Annotated in this window: 10 protein-coding genes; all 10 read right to left on the bottom strand. The window is 40.3% G+C overall.

What is annotated here, in order from left to right; all coding sequences use genetic code 11:
* The coding region (locus R2S57_RS27080) for a RagB/SusD family nutrient uptake outer membrane protein (RefSeq protein WP_316848045.1) at positions 1-1,626 on the bottom strand (1,626 nt) is incomplete at its 3' end.
* 20 nt (positions 1,627-1,646) lie between these two features.
* Positions 1,647-4,646: a TonB-dependent receptor gene (locus R2S57_RS27085; protein WP_316848046.1), complete on the bottom strand. Its 3,000-nt coding sequence runs from the start codon at positions 4,644-4,646 to the stop codon at positions 1,647-1,649.
* Positions 4,647-4,895: 249 nt separating this feature from the next.
* On the bottom strand, positions 4,896-6,731 hold the full coding sequence (locus R2S57_RS27090) for a beta-galactosidase (RefSeq protein WP_316848047.1): 1,836 nt from the start codon (positions 6,729-6,731) through the stop codon (positions 4,896-4,898).
* Between the two features lie 108 nt (positions 6,732-6,839).
* Positions 6,840-7,958 carry a glycoside hydrolase family 43 protein gene (locus tag R2S57_RS27095; RefSeq protein ID WP_316848048.1) on the bottom strand — a complete coding sequence of 373 codons (1,119 nt, stop codon included), beginning with the start codon at positions 7,956-7,958 and terminating at the stop codon, positions 6,840-6,842.
* An 82-nt stretch (positions 7,959-8,040) separates the two neighbouring features.
* The gene (locus R2S57_RS27100) at positions 8,041-9,288 is read right to left on the bottom strand and encodes a DUF2264 domain-containing protein (RefSeq protein WP_316848049.1); all 1,248 of its coding nucleotides are present in this window, start codon (positions 9,286-9,288) and stop codon (positions 8,041-8,043) included.
* Between the two features lie 15 nt (positions 9,289-9,303).
* The gene (locus R2S57_RS27105; RefSeq protein WP_316848050.1) at positions 9,304-10,437 is read right to left on the bottom strand and encodes a glycoside hydrolase family 88 protein; all 1,134 of its coding nucleotides are present in this window, start codon (positions 10,435-10,437) and stop codon (positions 9,304-9,306) included.
* Positions 10,437-12,608 (bottom strand): family 43 glycosylhydrolase, encoded by a 2,172-nt coding sequence (locus R2S57_RS27110; protein WP_316848051.1) that lies wholly within the window; start codon positions 12,606-12,608, stop codon positions 10,437-10,439. The genes R2S57_RS27105 and R2S57_RS27110 overlap by 1 nt, the downstream gene beginning before the upstream one ends.
* Entirely contained in the window at positions 12,605-13,777 is a 1,173-nt protein-coding gene (locus R2S57_RS27115; RefSeq protein ID WP_316848052.1) for a BNR repeat-containing protein, read from the bottom strand. Before R2S57_RS27115 ends, R2S57_RS27110 begins: the two co-directional genes overlap by 4 nt.
* A 313-nt stretch (positions 13,778-14,090) precedes the next feature.
* Complete coding sequence (locus R2S57_RS27120) at positions 14,091-18,086, bottom strand: two-component regulator propeller domain-containing protein (RefSeq protein ID WP_316848053.1); 3,996 nt, start codon at positions 18,084-18,086, stop codon at positions 14,091-14,093.
* Between the two features lie 175 nt (positions 18,087-18,261).
* Positions 18,262-19,917 carry an arylsulfatase gene (locus tag R2S57_RS27125; RefSeq protein WP_316848054.1) on the bottom strand — a complete coding sequence of 552 codons (1,656 nt, stop codon included), beginning with the start codon at positions 19,915-19,917 and terminating at the stop codon, positions 18,262-18,264.
* Positions 19,918-20,015 lie beyond the last annotated feature (98 nt).

Below are 20,015 nucleotides of genomic sequence, written 5' to 3' on the forward strand. Positions count from 1 at the left end.
AGGATTTTGTTCTAAAAGTGCATCCTTATTCAATTGAATTTCTGTTAATGGAATAGGTAGCAGTAAGTTTTTAGAAGTTAAGCCTTTTAATGGTTTTGCAGCATCGTTACTGTTTAAATTAATGGCACGATCAACCAATGTACCTGTACGCATTAAAGTCATTCTCCTGTTTTCTTCACCGATCAATTCACGGGCACGTTCATCTAATATAAAGTTGAGGTTGATATCAGCAGGTTGTACCTGTCCACGGGTTGGATAATCGGCAAATGCCCTTTTTCTAAGCTCATTTATGGATGTTGCTGCATCACTCAGTTTCCCTTGTTTAAACTGTGCTTCTGCAAGCAATAAATAAGTTTCGCCCAGGCGCATCAGGATAAAATCTTTGATCATGGCAAAGCCAAAGGTATCGTTGGGATCGAACTGATTCCATTTGGTAATGGAAGGATTGATCTTAAACAAAGTATCAGGTCCGGTATATGGAATAATCTGTCCAAATTTGGCATTTGCAGGGTCGTTATAATAAAACCTTCGTTTTACATTGTATTGAGAGTTACGGATATCGCCCGGCTTGTATAAGCTGTACAAAAACCAATTGCTCAATCGCAGTCTTGATAATCCGCGACCGCCTAAAGAATCGGCCAAGACCATCCCCTGAATGGCGTAATATCCGGTACCCCAAACTCTTCTTTGCTGAGGGTTATTGGTAATACCCCCTACAACGCTTGATGGGTTTTCTTGTTCTAGTGTCCAGATTACTTCCCTATTGTTTTGAGAACGGCGTTGATTGCCATACACAAAGAGATCTGAATAATAATCACCTGGAAGACTCGCCTTAATGCCAAACCTGGCTTTGTTTAAGCTAAACTTACCACTGTTGATAATCCCCAAAGCCTGTTGTTCTGCCAGGTCATTTTTACCTGTCCGTAAGTACACTTCAGCCAACAGCTGCATGGCCATAAATTTATTTGCCCTGCCGTACATTTTGCCTTTTGTATTCGATTTAACCGCTTCGATATCGGGTAAATTCGCCACGGCAAAAAGAAGATCGCTTACGATGAAATCGTTCACTTCGGTAAGGGGTGCACGGACAAAGTCGGTTTTAGGACCAGTAAGTGCGTTTTTGATTAAAGGAACCCTACCGTAAAGTGTAGCCAGGGTGTTATAAGCAAAAGCCCTGAAAAATTTCGCTTCAGCATCGATAGTAGCTTTTCCCTTTGCGCTGATCGCGCTTACTGCAGGATTTTCTATGCCATCTATAATTACATTCGAAAGGTTAATCAGGATATAATTCCTGTTCCACATATAAGCTGCTGCTCCATCTGTAGCGGTTAATTGTGTATAATCATAATAAGGAACTTCAACGCCCTGCTGGTTTGTTGTTGCATTGGCCACATCGGTACCTACTTGCCAAACACTTGGCCAGCCCTGCTGATCGGCGTATGAATAAATGGTACTTACATGGTTATAAAGACCTATCAATGAGGCTTCAAAACCCAGCGAATCATTTAAGGTAATCGGAGTATAACTCGAATAAGGTTTTTCATCCAAGAAAGCTTTCTTGCAGGAAGAATAAAACATCAACGCAACTGCAAGAAAAGAAAACAGTATATATTTTAAATTTTTCATGATCTTTTTTTTAGAGATAATTATTTTAAAGAAATATTTGCTCCAAACACAAAAGAGCGTGTTAAAGGATAATTATTGGCCCATTCACCCGATCCGCGGGGAGCGTAATCATTTTCAGGATCCCATCCTATCCAATCGGTAAAGGTGTACAGGTTTCTGCCACTGGCATAAAGCGTTAAACTGCCCAGGTGTAATTTTTCCATAATTTTTGGAGAGAAAACATAACTTACGGTTACATCTTTTATGCGGGTATAACTTGCATCTGATGCATATCCGTACCCTCTCGTATTGTTGTAAGATAATGCCGGCCGTGTTGTACTTGGGTTACTTGCCGTCCAATAACCAATTTCTGCAGGTGTATTTCTTCTACCCGTTTCATCACCGTAATTTAAATCGTTATTGTTTCTGGTAATGCCCTGTGCAGTTTGGATAAACACACTCAGATTCCAGTTTTTATAGTGAAAGGTATTGGTTAAGCCACCGGTCCATTTTGGAGCGCGCTGACCGATAATTTCGCGGTCTTTATCTGCAGTAATTACACCATCGCCGTTAAGATCAGCAAATTTTAAATCACCAGCTTTGGCTCCGGGATCTTGTTTTGAGGCATCTTCTCCGGTTTGCCAAATACCTGTCATTCTGTAATCGTAAACTACATTGATCGGCTGACCGATAAACCATCTATTGCCTAAGTCATCTTTCCCATCGCCATACAGATCAACGATCTTATTTTTGTTCGCACTAAAATTGGCAGAAGTTTCCCATCTGAAATCTCCTTTGGCAATGTTTTTAGTGTTAATGGTAAACTCAATACCTTTATTTTCTACTTTACCAAGATTATCCAGGATTTTCGAATAACCTGTAATAATTGGCAAACTTCTGTTTAACAATAAATCTCTGGTTTTACCACTATACACATCCACTGTACCATTAACACGATCGCCAAATAAGGAGAAATCGACGCCTAAGTTGGCTGTTGTTGTACTTTCCCAGTGCAGGTTGGCGTTTCCTAAATTACTTGGAGCAACGCCGATTGTGCTTAAACCATTAAAAGGCGAACGTAATGCACCTTCTGTAGTAATGGTTTGATAAACACTAACGGCCTCGTTACCTGTTTTACCGTAAGAACCTCTTAACTTCAGGTTGTTTACGAATGAAACATTTTTCATGAAGTTTTCTTTATTAATGTTCCATCCTGCTGCTACAGAAGGAAAAATTCCATATTTGGTTGTATTGGCACCAAATACAGAAGAACCATCCCGCCGTGCGGTTGCGGTAAATAAATAACGGCTATCGTAAGAATAGTTAACCCTCACCATTTGCGAATTTAAGCGATATTGGTCGGCATACGAATCGCTGGTTTGTGTTGCTCCCGCACTTAATTTATTGTAAGAAAGTTCATCATTCACAAATCCCACAGCACCTGCGGTGGTATTGGTATATTTTCTTTGTTGGGCACTGTATAAACCCGTAAAATCGAAATGGTGCTTTTGAATATCTTTGGTATAGGTTAGCAGATTTTCGATGGTATAGCTATTGGTTTGCGCATAAAAAGTTCTGGCAGTACCCAACATATCATTGGCCTTTCTACCGGTATAACCTGCTGTATTTTCGGGAAAGAAAGTATAACCACCATTTAAACGGTATTTTAATCCTTTTAAAACACCCGAAAACTTAACTTCAGCATAACCGTTTCCGGCAAGGTTGGTACTTCTGCTAATGCGATCAGTTACTAAACCTAATAAAGGATTGGTGTACAACTGTTCAGGATCCATCGGATAAATTTTATATTCCCCCTTATCGTTGTAAACAGGTGCATAAGGACTCATAGCTGTAGCAAAAAGTAAATTTGCCCTTCCCCCGTCGTAATTGTTACCGGTAAAAAACAATGATGTACCTACTGTTAAATAATCGGTAATGTTAACATCCAAATTAGACCTCAAACTTGTCCTGTTGTATTGATAACCTTTTATCGGGCCTTTTTGATCTAAGTAACCTCCGGAGATAAAATATTTAACATCCTGGCTACCTCCTGAAATACTGAGGTTGTGATCTTGCATCACTCCTGTTTGTGTAACTTCTTTTACCCAATCGGTGGTTACGCCCGCATTGTAATTAACGAGTTCGCCAAAGTTCGGAACAGGACTATTTTGAGGCTGATTGATCTGTTTTAAATAATCGGCATATTTTTGAAGATACTCAGCACCCGTTCTTGGTTCTAAAATATGTGCAATGTTTTCTACTCCCGCATAAGCATTATACCTGATGGTGGGTTTACCTGTGTTTCCTCTTTTAGTAGTAACGAGTATTACGCCATTAGAACCATTAGTGCCATAAATAGCTGTTGATGACGCGTCTTTTAAAATCTCTACTGAGGCAATATCATTAGGGTTGATATCGTTCAATGAACCGCCTGTTTTACTCAATGGTACACCATCAACCACCACAAACGGACCTGTACCAGCTGTGATCGAATTTTGACCGCGGATAGATGCTGTTGGCTGGCTGCCAGGAACCGATGAGCCACTGGTAATATTTACCCCGGCTACAGCACCTTGAATAGCTTGTAAAACATTGGTAACCGGAAGTTGCGACAAACGTTCTTTCGGAACAGAGGCCACAGCCCCGGTAATATCAGAACGTTTTTGCGTACCATAACCCACTACCACTACATCTTCTAAGTTTTTGCCCTTATCATCAGCAAGCGTAATCGTGAGTTGGGTTTGGTTACTTATTAATACAGTACTGGTTACATATCCAATAAAAGTAACGACTAAACTTTCTCCCTTTTGGACTGATATTTTAAAATTCCCATTGTTATCGCTGGCTACAACTTGCGTAGTTCCCTTAACACTAATGGAAGCGCCTGGAATGGGATTACCCTGGCTGTCTTTTACTTTTCCTGAAATGGAGATTTGAGCATTTGTTTGCGCAATGGCATCGTTTGATTTACCTAAAGATAAGATTAAAGCAAACAAAAATATTACCGCACACTTAGATGTGACTAGTAGTTTTCTTTTCATTTTTAAGATTATTTGGTTAGTTAATTATTGAATCTTTGATGAAGTTCAATGGTATGTAGAAAAATATCTGCTAAATATTAATCTGATCGGATGTGTAAATTATACATGAATAAGGATGGATTGATTACAACAAAGTAACCACTTAAAAACCCGATGGAGTGAGGGGTAATACGGTAATAAATAGGGGTTAAATTGTTACTATTTGTTAAATTTTGAGCTTTAACCCCTATTTTTCAATTTTTTAAACGTTTAATTGACGTTTAATTTTTTGAGGGTATTTAAGATCGGTTGACCGATCGCCTTTAAAATATGCTGATCAGGTTTGATCAGTTCTAAAACAGTAATATCATTCTTTCCTTTTTTTAACCATTCTTGAGGAACATATAAGGTTTGTTGCGGACCAATTGCCCAATACTTCCCTAAGTTGTGGCCGTTAACCCAAACCACTCCTTTTCCCCAATCGCTCATATCTAAATAGGTATCGGCAGCAGTAGAAATCTGGAAAGAACCTTTCTGTAAAGTCGGTCCGTTTCCTTTCGCCTTTGATGGAGTGGTAATGGCCATGCGATCGCTGCTAAAAGGGAAACCATACATCAGCCAGTTTTTAACTTCTGCGCCTGCAAAAGTTACCTGTTCGGTAATGCCCTTTTTATTTTCCAGCAAATACTTACCAAAGTTTACCCTGCCCATATTTTCAACGAAAATATCAAGCTGTACATCACCAGCAGGAAGATCTAACGTTAAGCTGTTCTGGTTAAGCCTGCGGTCTAAAATGCCAGCTCTTTTCTGGTTGATAAAAACCAACGCATAATCGCGCAGTTGTTTCAGTTGCAGTTCGCCTTTTTTGCCACCTTTTAGAGTAGTACGGTAGAGTACATAACCATAATTCTGTTTAAGGTCTTCGAAGGTTAATGGATTGGTATTTTTGACCGCTTTTGGAAGTGCGTTAAACAAAGCGACCTTACTGTTCAGTTTAAAAGGTGCAATCGCGATACTTGGTTTAGCTGCTGGAATTGGCGGTAAACTTTGTCCTGCAGGTAAATGTTTTTCGATTACACTTCTAAAAGCCTTAAATTTTTCGGTTACATTACCCGCTTCATTTAAGGGCGCGTCATAATCGTAGCTACTCGTTTGAGGTTCGTAGGGCGAAATGTCCTTGTAATTGGCTCCGTTCATAAAATCGCGGGTAGTACCACCATGGAACATATACATATTAATGGATATTCCCGCAGCTAAAACCGAATCTAACTTTTTGGTGTATTGCACCGCCGGAACAGTATGATGCGCTGTTCCCCACCAATCGAACCAGGCAGGATACCATTCGGCAATAAAATAGGGTCCTTTACCATTGTGGTTCTCGTTTACCAGCTGTCTGATTTTTGCCGGATTATCGATTCCATTTACGGCAGGTAATAATCCATCTAAATGTCCGTCCTTTACATCTGCCGCAGGATCGCAGGTATAAAGCAATCCATCAAAACCAGCTTCGATAAACATCTTCCTATTAATATCTAAGTAGTTTTTATCTGCGGCATAAGAACCGTATTCGTTCTCTACTTGTACCATGATGATGTTACCGCCGTGGTTAATCTGCAGAGGCGCCAATTGTTTACCTACCTCCAGAATATATTTTCTGTACTCTTCGAGATATTGTTTTTCTGTACTTCTTACCACAAGCCCTTTTTCGGTCTGTAGCCAGTATGGATAACCACCAAACTCCCATTCGGCACATACATATGGACTTGGTCTTAAAATTACCCAAAGACCTTCCTGTTGTGCGATTTTAACGAACTCAGCGATGTTGTTGTTGCCAGAGAAATCGAATTTTCCCTTCTGTGGCTCGTGCAGGTTCCAGAAAACATAGGTACCGATGGTATTGAGGCCCATGGCCTTTGCCATTTTCATACGGGCCCGCCAGGCTTCTTTTGGCACCCTTGGATAATGCAGTTCTCCAGAGATGATCTGAAAAGGCTTTTCGTCCAATAGAAAATGATCATCTCCTAATTTAAAACTGTGTTTGGCCTGCTGACCAAAAGCGGATAAGGATAAACATATCGCCGCCAGCCATACTAATCTTGTTTTCATTTTTAACTTTTTTTTGAGATGATTGGGATTTTTTAGGCAAAAAGGATCCCATTTGCGCATTTCTGTGCAATCCATCATCTGGGTTTATATAAAATCGGTGTTTTTTCTCTACTTTTTAAACACGCTCAGATCCCATTGATCTAACCAGTTTATCGAAATTTTATCGTCTTCAAATTTGATCGGCAACCATAAATAGCGACCATCAATGGCATTTTTGGGTTCCCATTTATCGGCCATAAAAATGAATTGGCCTTTTTTACCGGGTGCAGGCAATACATGTGTACTCTGACCGCCGTAGGTTAACTGAGCACCATCTCCCTGGCAGGGATTACCCATGTAAGTCCAAGGACCCCAAATAGAAGTTGCTTTAAACCATCTTGCAGGGTTTGGCGCCCAGCCGGTACAGCCTGAGCCAATCATGTAATAAACTCCGTCTTTTTTAAATAAAGCTGGCGCTTCTGTTTGTTGCCCAACGTAAATCCTGATGAATTTCCCGGTATGGCTTAAATAATCTGGTGTAAGCTCTGCCAAATGCAGTGTGAAATTTTCTTCCGAAGAAAATACATGATAGGCCTTGCCGTCGTCATCAACAAAAACGGTCATATCCCTTGCCATTTGGCCACCGGCTAAATCCCGGCAGAAAAAACCATCACTTTTATTTGCTGGCTTTTCGCAGTTCACCTGATCCTGCTCCGGTGTTCCAGAGGTATAAAAAGGCATTTTACCGGCATTTGGGCGATAACTTTTGATAAAAGTATATGGACCTGTAGGACGATCGGCTACCGCAACACCTGATCTTGCTGCTGCATAACCTTTACCCAAAAGCTCCAGGTGAAACCACATGACAAACTTTTTGGTTTTCTTGTTGTAAACCACTTTCGGGCGCTCTAAGATCGACCCCTTCGCAATATCACTTTTCAGGTCTTCAGAAACCGGAAGTGCAATGCCTTCATCTTTCCAGTTGTATAAATCTTTCGATGAATAACAATGTACACCAACCTGGGCGCTATTTCCCTTTTCACCTTCGATTTTATGTTCTCCAAACCAGTAATAAATTCCTTTATGCTCTACAATACCGCCACCATGTGCATTAATGTGAACACCTTTATCATCCTTCCAAATTTTTCCCGGCGTAAAAGAAGTATAAGCCTGCTGTGCGGAAACATACCTATTCAGCAGTAAACTGAAGACGATAAATCCTAATATAAAACTGATTCTATTGTTCATGATTTTAATCAATAATTTTTAACGTTATAAAGACGGTAATTTAACCAACTATTCTTATTTATACAGCGATCTGCATTTTAATTTATTTTAAACTTGCACTATGATCGTTTTCAAAGTTTTCGCCGCTCCAGATCTTTTGCGCACTCCATTTCTCTGCCGGACTGGCCCAAAAAGGATCAGTTTCCGATAATCCCAAAGGCAAAAAGATATTGGAAGCGATATACGGACTGCCCTGGTTATTGTAAAAATCGCCAAGATTGGGTTGATCGCCATATAAACCAATGGTTAACCAGCCATTTTTGTAGGTAGTTGGGCTCTCTAAAGTTTTTTTGATCACGGCGGTTAAAGCACAGCGTACCTGGGCCGGACTTAATTGTTTTGGTAGCGCTTTCCTCCAGGCCATATCGGCTAAATGGTGAAAGGCAGCACCGCGATAAATAATAGAGCGGCCCGTGGCAGGGTAAGTACCATCGGCATTGATCAATCTTTCCTGAATGATGGCATAACGCTCATTTCTTTTTTTAATTTTCTCGAACATTTCTTTATAACTGCTCGTTTTGGCGCCGATAATATCGGCAAGCGTTGCCAGATAAGGATGGATCACATAACTGTTGTAATAATCGAAGGCGAAAGATGTTCCATCAGTATACATACCATCCCCCGTATACCACTGTTCCATTTGCTGCAGGGCATAATCAACACGCATCGGATCCCAGCTGTAACCAAATTTAGCCAAAAAGGCTTCGTTCATGGCTGAGAACAGTAGCCAATTCGAAAAGACAGGTTTGAATCTCCTCGTCGTCACAATAGATTGCATCAGCAGTTGTTGATTTTTCTTATCCAGGTTTTCCCACAACCATGGCGCACGAACCAATGCAAGTGCTACATAAGAAGCATCAACCAATTGTTGCCCGCCGATATCAAAATTCATAAAATCTTTAGCATTAGAATCCAGGGCATTTTTTAGTCCTTGAATCGCCCATTCGCGATACTGTTTCCTTAGGGCTACTTCCTCTGCCGAACCACCTTCTAACTGTAACCACGGCGCAATACCACTTAAAACCCTTCCTAAAACCTCTACATATTGCACTTTAATCCGGTGTTCTTTATTGTCAATGTGGATAGAGGTAATTTTCGGCATCGCAATGCGCAAACTATCCTTGGCCAATTTGTACAGCACCGGCTTAACCATCTTATCCATCTGCTGTAACCAAAACTGGCGATCGGTTAATACCACATTTTTAGTGTTTTTAATCTTTTTTTGCGCAAAAACAGAACCACCAATCAGAATGATCAATATACCAGCAATCAAAATATTTTTAAGTCTCATTTTTTCGTGTAAAATTTAATTCTTGTTTGATAAACGACGGTACATTTCGCATCCGGCCAGTAAAAAGGCACCTACACCAAAATTCGCTGTAGAATTTACATCAACCACCTGACCAGGAATGGCTTTCTCTCCTATCGGTTGCACATAACCCAGTTTCCCATTGGCTTGTAATGCCGTTTTGGCTAAATAGCCCCATGCTTTTTGCGCAGCTGGCAAGTATGTTTTTTCTTTTAAATAACCATTGTTGATCCCCCAAAGCAAACCATAAGTAAAAAAGGCTGTTCCACTGGTTTCAGGTCCTGGTGCATGTTGCGGATCAAGGATACTCCTCGTCCAGTATCCCTCTGGTTGCTGGCATCTAACAATTGCCTTCGCCATTTTTAGGTATTTATTTAGGTATTCGTTCCGGTGTGGATCATTGACAGGAAGGTCTTTTAATACTTTCGCCAGCCCTGCAAATACCCATCCATCGCCCCGGGCCCAAAAATCTTTTTTGCCGTTAACACTTTTGTGTTTTGGATAAACATATTTGGCATCGCGGTAATAAAGCTTTTCCTTTTTATCGTACATGATACTGTTGGCGTACATAAAATATTCGTACAGTTTGTCGAGGTATTTTTGATCGCCTGTTACCTTATACAGTTTGGTCATTACCGGCATTACCATATATAAACCATCGGCCCACCACCAGTAATCATTATTTGGGGTACTCATTTCGTACTGCATCACCTCTTTAGCCCTTGCAATTTTATATTCTTCAGGTTTTAAATGATATAGATCGATATAGGTTTGAAAGCAAATCTGCCAATCGCCAAACAGTACATGTTCATCTGTTTCGCCATATTTATATTTCCAATTGGATTTATCGCCAGATTTTGCCCCCATCCATTTATTATACTCCGCCCAATCTTCTGAATATTTGCGGTAAACCTCATTTTTGGTGATGGCATAAGCTTCCATATTTCCGGTATGGTACGCCGCATGGTCCCAAAAAGCACGTACTTCGGGGGTATTGTTGTTTTGCCAATAGCTATTTGCACGGTTAATCATTTCCAATACCTCATCTTTTGAAGGTGAAATTTGGGCATTTACTACCGTGTTGCCTAAAAACAACAGCAAGAAAAGCGTTTTATATAATTTTAAATTCATTAGTGTATTGGTTTAATGCCCTTAACGGTTGGTATTACGGGTTTAATGCTTCCATCGGCATTGAATTCCATTTTATCGATGCATACTTCGCGATTATAACCTGCTGCATCCCCCATTGAAATACCTTTTGGTCGGGTAAACCGATGATAAACCATATACCATTCGTCTTTCCCATTAACTTTAATCACACTGTTGTGCCCTGTTCCGTAAATGCCCTGCGCAGCATCTTTCGCCAGGATAAGATTATTTTCAGGAATGGTTATGTTGCCCATCGGTGAATCAGAAAAACCATAACGCACCCGATAATTTTCGCTCCGGGTATCATCTTCCGACCATAAAAAGTAATACTTCCCATTTCGATAAAAAACTTCGGTACCTTCCCTAAAATCCTTGTTTGGTGTAATGATTTTAATGGCACTGCTATCTATCGACACCATATCATCATTTAACGGTGCAACCGCCATATAACCATTGCCCCAGTAGAGATAAGTTTTATTGGTTTTAGGGTCGTTAAACACATCCGGATCAATCTCCTGTCCACCTTTTATTCCTTTTGGTTTGCCCGAAATTAAAGCTTTGCCACTATCTGTAAACGGACCGGCAGGATCATCAGCAAGCGCAACCCCTATTTTCTGCGCGGCGGTGAAATAATAGAAATATTTGTACGCTCCATTCACCTTTTTTTCGATAATGGTGGGTGCCCAGGCATTCTTTTTCGCCCATGAAACGTCTTTTTCAAGATCTAATATCTTTCCTTCATCTTTCCAGTTTACCAGATCGGTTGAGGAGAAACATTTAAAATAAGTACCACTCCAATTGTTAAAACCATCGCTGGTAGGATAGATATAATATTTACCTGTTTTGTTGGAATACAAAACTTCCGGATCAGCATAAAAGCCTTTTAAAACGGGATTATTGGCTACGGAAACGCTTATTTCATAAGTTTTAGGCTGTTGGTTGGGAATACCCACTTTAATTTTCAGCGGGCCTTTAGAAAAATCTAATTTTCCTTTTGGTACAATACTGATTTGGTTAAACTGATCAAACTGCGGATCGAAAGCCTTTAAATCGGTTCCATAACTAACCGGTAGATTAAGTTTCCGGTTTACACTGTCTAGAACAATATTATTTTGATTGATCGATTTATTCAGCGGGTTTTGTAAAACAGATTCAACACTGTACCATCGGCTCAACAAACGGTTTAACTCCTCTTGTTTAACCGGTAGCACTGTTCCATGCCGCGGGTGAAAATCCATCGTAATATCCTGATCCACTACACTAAAATTCTCCAGGTCTTTACTTTTGGTAAACTGGTAGCGGCCTTTCATATATACATCATACATCAGGATATATCCGGTGCCATTGTTCAATTTAAAAACGCCAGCCCCTTCTACCGCATCTTTAGTTTGTTGCAGATATTTATCCTGCAACACGTAACCTGCCGTTAGTGTATTGGAAACTGCTTTTTTAATGCCGTTGCCGTTTCCTTCTGTTTTAAAAAACAGGTTGTATTTTCCCTTATTGTAAATGATATCGCCATCAATGCAAGAGCCATTGCCAGGGCTAAAAAAGAGTTGTTTGGGTGTAGTTTCGAGATCGGTGAAATCGGCGTTGGCATATGCATAATAGATTTTATCGGGCGCATTGCCGTGTTTCATCGACCAGTAAACCATATATTTCTTTGTGGTTTTATCGTAAATGGTTTGCGGGGCCCAAACACGTAACAGATTTTCGTTATTTGGGAAACGTTTCTGAATATTCACCACAGCAGATGTCCAGTGGATGAGATCAGTTGATTTCATCAATACCATGGCCCTGTTCGAATCCCAACCATTTGCCGAAACCATATCAGTAGCCACCATATAAAAAGTTTTGCCATCATCGCCACGCAAAATATGTGGATCGCGTATACCACCGGTACTGCTGATCTTTTCAGAAGAAATAATTGGCCTGTTGTTATTTAAGGCTTTATAATGATAACCATCCTTGCTCACCGCAAAATGGATGGCTTCTTCTGCTTTAGCATTTCCGGTAAAATAAGTAAATAAATACGCTGCATTTCCTTCAGCTGTTTTAGCCGTTTTTTTGTTTTGTGCCTGTACCCATTTTACTGAAACGAGAGACAAAAACAACAAAAGACAAAGATTATATTTTATAAAAAGATGTTTCATTTTAAGGGTAGTTTGCTATTTATGATAGGTTTCCAATCCAATACCTGCACTTTGCTAGGTGCCTGATCGGCTTTTCCTTCACCGTCTATCTGGGTAACATTTTGCAAAAACAGGCTCAGCATTCTTTTACTTTTCCACAGCTCGGTATCGTAAGTGGGTTCCCATTCGCCGGTACTTGTTCCGGTAAGATCTTTAATGTTCCAGTTTTCTGATCCAAGCGCATCATTTAAAGCAATAGATACTTTGTTGCCACGTTCGGCGTCTCTAAACAGCAAACCTGCAGCATAATGTTTTCCATTTGGCCAAACCACAATCTGTGGACGGGAAATCGGGATCCGTTTGGTACCCGTGCCACTTAAACTAAAAGCAGTTTTTCTAAAATTAAGGTTGCTCACCTTCCAGTGATCACCAGTTTTAAAAACCAGGTGATATTGTGGTATGCTTTCATTCACATCATGCCAGTAACCCGCAATAAATACATTGCCTTTGGCATCTGCAAACATGGATGTCTGGTTAATGAGTTCACTTTTCTGCGGAATCTTAAGTGCATATTCTGCATTGGCCGCCGTAATGGGAAGCGTATATTTTTCGCCCGTAGATTTTAACCAGGTTAAGCCGCCATCAGTAGATTTGGCATAACACAGATCGTGGTTACTGGCCACATCAGGACTCTCGCGCCAAACCCACGATAAATGGATCGCACCTGCCTGATCTCCTGCAACCTGCCAATATGCATTTCTTTCTCCCTCCCCATCAATCATCCCGTCTTGTACCCTTGTCCACTTTTGGGTTTTCAGGCTATAACGGTTAATCATCAGGTTTCCATTACCCGATCCTCCATCACGGTAAAAGAAAAGCAAATCGCCATTGGCCAGTTTGTAAAATTCAGGATAACTCACCTTATTTTCCTTTTCCGAAAGCATGTTCTGTTTATTGCCTAAAGTTAACGAACCGGCCGAAACGGACTTAGCATAGTTTAAATTGTTATTGTGCTGCCCCCAGGCAATATGTAGAAAGCCATCGCCATCTACCATAATACTAATTGATTTATGCGCATCGGTAGCATCTCCCTTATAAACTGTAGTTTGGGTAATCCAATCGCTGGATCCATTTTTCCGTTTGGCCAATACCACATTTTGTTCATGATCGTAATAAGCAGCGTATTGCATGCTTTTAAAAGTGACTAGAGAATTTTTGCGAAAAATAACGGTATTAACAGAATTGTTCGACCATCCATTATTGGCAATAGTGCTGAGTTTTGTTTCCTGTGCTAAACACGTCAGGTTTATTCCTATGAATAAATAAATTAAAAATATATGCTTATATAGTTGTTGATACATTCTACGATTCAGGCTGCTCGGTTTCTTACATTTGGTAATGCCGAAGTACCGAAATTTTTAAGCTTTGTACAGGGGGCTAAATCATACTTTGCAGGGGGCGTTTTAAGATAAATACCCTCTAAAGCGCAAAATAGCGTAACTTTTATGTGGTAGCATTAATATTATAGTATTTATGAAAACTTTTTCTGTGTTTTTTAATAAACTCTGATGGCGTTAATTTAAAGAGCTTCTGAAACTGCTCCCTAAAGTATTTACTATCGTTTATGCCTACCCTAAAGGCCGCTTCATTGATGTTCAGATTGGTATTGATCAATAATTCGGCTGCTTTTCTTAACCTGATGAAACGGATAAAACCATTAATAGATTGACCTGATGTGGCCTTAACCCTTTTATACAGGTTAGAATGGCTCATCCCTAGCTCAGAAGCTAACATTTTCACATTAAAACTATCTTCCATCAGGTTTTCTTCAATCAGGGTAATGCACTTTTGAAGAAAACCCCTATCCTCCTGGGATACTTTGTGGGCATCAGATTTTAAAGTGATCTCATTATAAAAATAAGACTGAAGATTGGTCCTGTTTTTAATGATACTGTTGATTTTCGCCGTAAAAAGTTCCTTATCGAAAGGTTTGGTGATAAAATCGTAGGCCCCCACCTCAATTCCCCTGAGTTTTACCTCCGGGCTGGGATCACCTGTTAATAAAATAACCGGAATATGGCTTAATGCAGAATCCTCTTTAATTGCTTTACAGAGTTCGATGCCGTTAAGGCCATCCATGTTTACATCAGAGATGACGATATCGGGCAAATATTCTTTGCAGAGTTTCAATCCATCGCTACCATTTTCGGCACGGTAAATTTTAAAGTTATCCTGAAAAATGTGTTTGATGTAATCGATAATCTCAGGATTATCATCAATCACCAAAATTGAATGCAGATCGGAAATCAACAGTTCCAGATTGCCTACATTTTCGACCTCATTACTTTCTGCCTCTTCTTCCTGGGCAATCAGTTCGTTTACATAGGTCAATTCATTTTGGAAAACGCCGCTCTGTTGCAGGTTTGGTTCGCCAACCGGAATATCAATAAAAAATATCGTGCCTATGCCCTGGTTAGAACGGAAAGAAATCTGGCCCTTGTGCAGTTCGACAAAGTTTTTGGCCAGGTATAAACCAATTCCAAAACCCATTTTTAACGACTCGTTCGACATGACCTTATAAAATTTATCGAACAATTTTTCACCCACATCCGCCGGAATACCCGGGCCACTATCACTCACTTCAACTTGCACGCGCATACCCACAGTTTTAACACTAAAGTTTACAAAACCACCTTTCGGTGTAAATTTTAATGCATTCGAAAGCAGATTGAAGAAAACAATTTCAAGTTTGTCCTTATCAGCAAAAATATCCAGCTCTTCCTCTTCACACTCAAAGGTATATTCGATGTGGTTTTGTTTAGCCAGATAATTAAAGCAGAGAAAAATCTCATGGGTAAACTTGTAGAGATTGATCCTTACAATTTTCAATACATCGTTTTCGCTTTCTGTTTTTCTAAACAGCAGCAATTGATCAACCAAACTGAGTAAACGTCTCGAATTGCGGTAAACTACATTCAGATCGTTCTTTTCGGGGCCAGCTTCCTTCTTGGTTAGAATATCTTTAATCGGATTCACAATTAAAGTTAATGGCGTCCTCAGCTCGTGCGAGATATTGGTAAAAAAATTCAGCTTTTTTTCGTTCAGATCCTTTTCGCGCTCCATTTTAAGATTGGTAATCTCTACTTCATGTTTTAACCTTCTTTGGCGGTTGCGGTAGGTTTGAAAAAGGTAAAACAGGGAAGAACCTATAATGAGGTATATGGTGTAGGCCCACCAGGTACGGTACCAGGGAGGTAAAATCCTGATGATGACCACCTTTTCGTTATTGCTCCAGGCGCCTTCGGTATCGGTGCTTTTGATGTGCAGCTTATACTGCCCTTCGTTTAACCTGGAGTAATAGGCTGTGCTTAATTTATTCACGTAATTCCAGTCGCGATCCCAGCCTTCCAGATAATAGGCATAAGAAATCTGATCCTGAAACGAAAACTCGATGGCCGCGTAATCAACAGAGATGACCGCCGCGTTAAAAGGGATTTCAATCCGCTCTAAATTAACCACAGCGGTATTTTTATAACCTGAATCCTGATCGAGGGGAATATTGTTGATCCTAAAATCGGTCAGCACCATTTTCGGGATACGTTTGTTCTTTTTGATACGATCAGGTGAAAACAGATTGAAACCACCAATCCCTCCGAACAAAAAATCACCATTGGCAAGCTTTAATGCGGCATTGTAATTAAACTGGTTGCTCTGCAAGCCATCGGTAGCATAATAATTTTTAAAGGTATGGTGGGTCACATCAAATTTCGACAAACCATTATAGGTACTGCACCATAGATTGCCCTGTCCATCCTGAAGGATATTAAGAACTGAATTACTGGGCAATCCATCACTCTGGATATAGCGTTTTATTTTTTTAGTATCCGGATTGAAAAGCAACAGGCCACCCCCTTCTGTTCCGATCCAGATCTGGTGGTTAAAGTCTTCCTGAATGGCCCTGATGGCAAAATTGATCTTGGTATACTCATGTTTCTTTCCTATTGGATCGATCCTGATCAATTCGGTATAGTTTCCTGCCCAAAGCCTGCCTTTCGAATCCTGGAACAGTGTATGAATATCTTTTAAACGATGGTCAAAAAGCTCAAATTTATCGATGCTTTTATTGTAGCGGTATAAAGCACCACCCTTTGTGGTACCTGCCCAGATATTCTGTTGTTTATCCTGAAACAGTTTCCAGATATTGATATCGTCTACTCCCTTAAAGGTATTGTAGCAGTTGTAGTGAATAAATTTTTTCGTTGTTTTATCAAATCGGTCTATCCCGCCGCTAAAAGTAGCCACCCAAATATTCTGACCTGAATCGCTCAAAATACTGGTCACGAAATTGCTCGTTAAAGAATTGGGATCACTGGTTTTGGCATAATTGGTAAAGGTATTCTGTTTTTTGTTCCAAACACTTAAACCACCCCCATCAGTCCCTATCCAGATGTTTTTATTTTCATCTTCACTAAATGACAGTACAAAATTGTTAATGAGCGAATTACTTTTTAATGGATCGTGTTTAATGGTACTAAACTGCTCGCTCTCCTGATCGATAATATTTACCCCACCCCGTAAAGTGGCAATCCATTTTCTTGATTCCCGGTCTTCATATACCTGTGCAATAGAATTACTGCTCAACAAAGCATTTTCTTTTCCTGCCGATAAATAACTGTTTTTTTGCGTTTTGGTATCATAAACCGTAATTCCCCCTCCATCTGTTGATATCCAGAGTTTTTGCTGTTTATCAAACAAAAGGTTCATGATGTTATCGTTGCCCAAATGCTGATTAAACCTGTTTAAACTTCCATTGGTTTTATTAAACTCAAAAAGTCCACGCTCGGTTCCAATCCAAAGATTTTGTTCATTACCCTTGGTAATACAGGTTACCGAACGCAGTGCCGCATTCACTAAGCGAAGGGTATTTTTGCCTGCATCGTACCTGCATAAGCCAATATCCTTAATAAATACCCAAAGGCCTTGTTGCTCATCAACATATAAAGCTTTAACGGAGAAATCGCTGATTTTGCCAAAAGGGATGCGTTGAGCAATGTTACTGTCTTTTTTGAGCATAAACAGACCTTTTTCATCGGTTGCCACGTACACCACCGTAGCCTTACTAACTGCAATGGCATTAATGGCATAACTTACTTCATTCTTTTTTCCCTTTTCTTCGTAAATAAGTTGATGAAACTTAGCATCTGCGTAATCATAGTAAGAAATTCCTTTTTGTGTGCCCACCCATACCCGGTTTTTGGCATCGCCGTTTAATACGGTAATGTGGTTATTTACTAAAGAATGTTCGTCGCCCCAACCGTTTCTGAAAACCTTAAAATGGTAACCATCGTAACGGTTTAAACCATCATAGGTACCCATCCACATAAAGCCAAAACGATCTAGGTATAAAGAGTTTACCACATTATTGGATAAGCCGTTTTCTACCCCCAAATATTTAATCGGAATAGCTGATGACTGGGCAAAACAAATACCTGTACACATCCATACAAAGAGTATGAAGTACAAAGAAACCTTCTGGATATGAAGCATAGAAAAAACAGTACCGTGGTATACTTGGTATGAAACGAATATACATATTTTCCTAAACTCAGCGTGGTGCGGTTGTTTAGGATTAAATAGCAAAAACGGTACGATTTCTTCTACACGATCAGCGATCTTACTGAGGCGTTACTTTAGCTACCTTTTTCTTTTTAGCCTGTATTTTTACGATCTCCCCATAGGGCACTACTCCGGCCAAATTGGCCCAATTTTGATAAGCCCTGGTTAGCTCTCCCACTTTCGCTGGCATAGCCGCCGATAGATCTTTAAGTTCCGAACGGTCTTTGCTTAAATCGTATAATTCCCATTTAGTAGCTTGTACGGCCCGGTATTCGCTTACCAGTTTGAAATTCCCTAATCTTACTGCAGCATTACCTTCATGCTCCCAGAATATAGGTTGTTGATGAACAGCTACATCTTTCCCCTCGATAACCGGTAACAAACTTTTCCCCTGCAATGGCGTGATGACGTTACCTTTATAATTGGCAGGATATTTTGCTTTGGCCACATCTACAATGGTGGCCATAATATCGGGCAGAAAGCCATATTGATCAGTAAACTTGCCCGATGATGTTTTGGGGATTGTTTTTGGCCAGTGTACGATTAAGGGCGTGCTAATTCCGCCCTCATTTACCCAATGTTTATATTTTTTAAAGGGTGTATTGGATGCGTTGGCCCACGATTGGCCATAACTGAGCATATAGCCCAATTTTGTTCCGAGGTTTTGAGGCAGGCCGCCACCAAGTTCGCCACCTTCGGCACAGGCACCATTATCGGAAAGAAAGAATATCAACGTATTATCCATTTCGCCAGAGGCTTCCAGACTTTTGATTACGCGGCCAATGTTCTGGTCCATCCGATCGATCTGCGCGGCGTACAGGGCCATACGATGGTCCATTTCATCTTGTTTTTCGGCTGAAAGTTTATCCCAATCGGCACCATCATCTTCGCTCAATAACGAATTGTCTTTAATCACCCCAAGCTTTTTCATGCGTGCGTATCTTTCCCGGCGGAGCACTTTCCACCCATTTTTATATTTACCACGGTATTTCTGAACATCGGCTTCGAGCGCATTTAATGGCCAATGCGGACTGGTATAAGCCAAATACATAAAAAATGGCGCTTTACTTTCTTTTTTGTTTTCGCCGAGAAATTTAATGGCATAATCGGTTAATGCATCAGTAAGGTAAAAATTTTCGCCTTCTGGTGCTATTTTATTGTTCATGAGCATGAGTCCACGGCCACCCGATGGATTGAAATAATTTGTCGCACCGGCCAATAAACCATAATATTTATCGAAACCTCGCTGTAAGGGCCATCTTTGTTCGCCGTGGTAGCCCACATGCCATTTACCGCTCATTAACGTTTGGTAGCCTTTTGTTTTTAACACTTCGGCAATGGTTACACATTTGTTGTTTAAGGCGCCCTGGTAACCCGGAAAATTGTAGTTAAAACTGGTGCTATCTTCCGGATCGTTAGACATGTGCCCGATACCCGCCTGGTGCGGGTATAAGCCAGTAAGTAAGGAGGCCCTTGTTGGGCAGCATCTTGCATTGTTGTAAAACTGCCTGAAACGGATCCCACCTGCAGCAAGTTTATCCAAATTTGGGGTGGCTACTTCGCTACCATAACAACCGATATCGGCAAAGCCCATATCATCGGCCATGATCAATAAAATATTGGGCGCTTTTACCGGGGGAGAAATTTTAGGTTTTGTGCCACTAAAAAAGATCAGAAAGGCCAAACAGCTTAAAATTTGGATCAGTTTACGCATAGGTTGAATGGGTTATTAAACTTAAAACTGTTCTGAATCAAATCAATAGCAGCGTTCTGTATACTCAAGCAATTGATCAAATCAAAAAAAACAACTAC

Source organism: Pedobacter psychrodurus (genome assembly GCF_032678585.1).
Lineage (GTDB): Bacteria > Bacteroidota > Bacteroidia > Sphingobacteriales > Sphingobacteriaceae > Pedobacter > Pedobacter psychrodurus_A.

What these genes read in the sequence shown, in the direction of transcription:
- R2S57_RS27085 (WP_316848046.1), bottom strand. Translation starts at nt 4,646, where the DNA reads ATGAAAAGAAAACTACTAGTCACATCTAAGTGTGCGGTAATATTTTTG.
- R2S57_RS27090 (WP_316848047.1), bottom strand. Translation starts at nt 6,731, where the DNA reads ATGAAAACAAGATTAGTATGGCTGGCGGCGATATGTTTATCCTTATCC.
- R2S57_RS27095 (WP_316848048.1), bottom strand. Translation starts at nt 7,958, where the DNA reads ATGAACAATAGAATCAGTTTTATATTAGGATTTATCGTCTTCAGTTTA.
- R2S57_RS27100 (WP_316848049.1), bottom strand. Translation starts at nt 9,288, where the DNA reads ATGAGACTTAAAAATATTTTGATTGCTGGTATATTGATCATTCTGATT.
- R2S57_RS27105 (WP_316848050.1), bottom strand. Translation starts at nt 10,437, where the DNA reads ATGAATTTAAAATTATATAAAACGCTTTTCTTGCTGTTGTTTTTAGGC.
- R2S57_RS27110 (WP_316848051.1), bottom strand. Translation starts at nt 12,608, where the DNA reads ATGAAACATCTTTTTATAAAATATAATCTTTGTCTTTTGTTGTTTTTG.
- R2S57_RS27115 (WP_316848052.1), bottom strand. Translation starts at nt 13,777, where the DNA reads ATGCAATACGCTGCTTATTACGATCATGAACAAAATGTGGTATTGGCC.
- R2S57_RS27120 (WP_316848053.1), bottom strand. Translation starts at nt 18,086, where the DNA reads ATGTGTACAGGTATTTGTTTTGCCCAGTCATCAGCTATTCCGATTAAA.
- R2S57_RS27125 (WP_316848054.1), bottom strand. Translation starts at nt 19,917, where the DNA reads ATGCGTAAACTGATCCAAATTTTAAGCTGTTTGGCCTTTCTGATCTTT.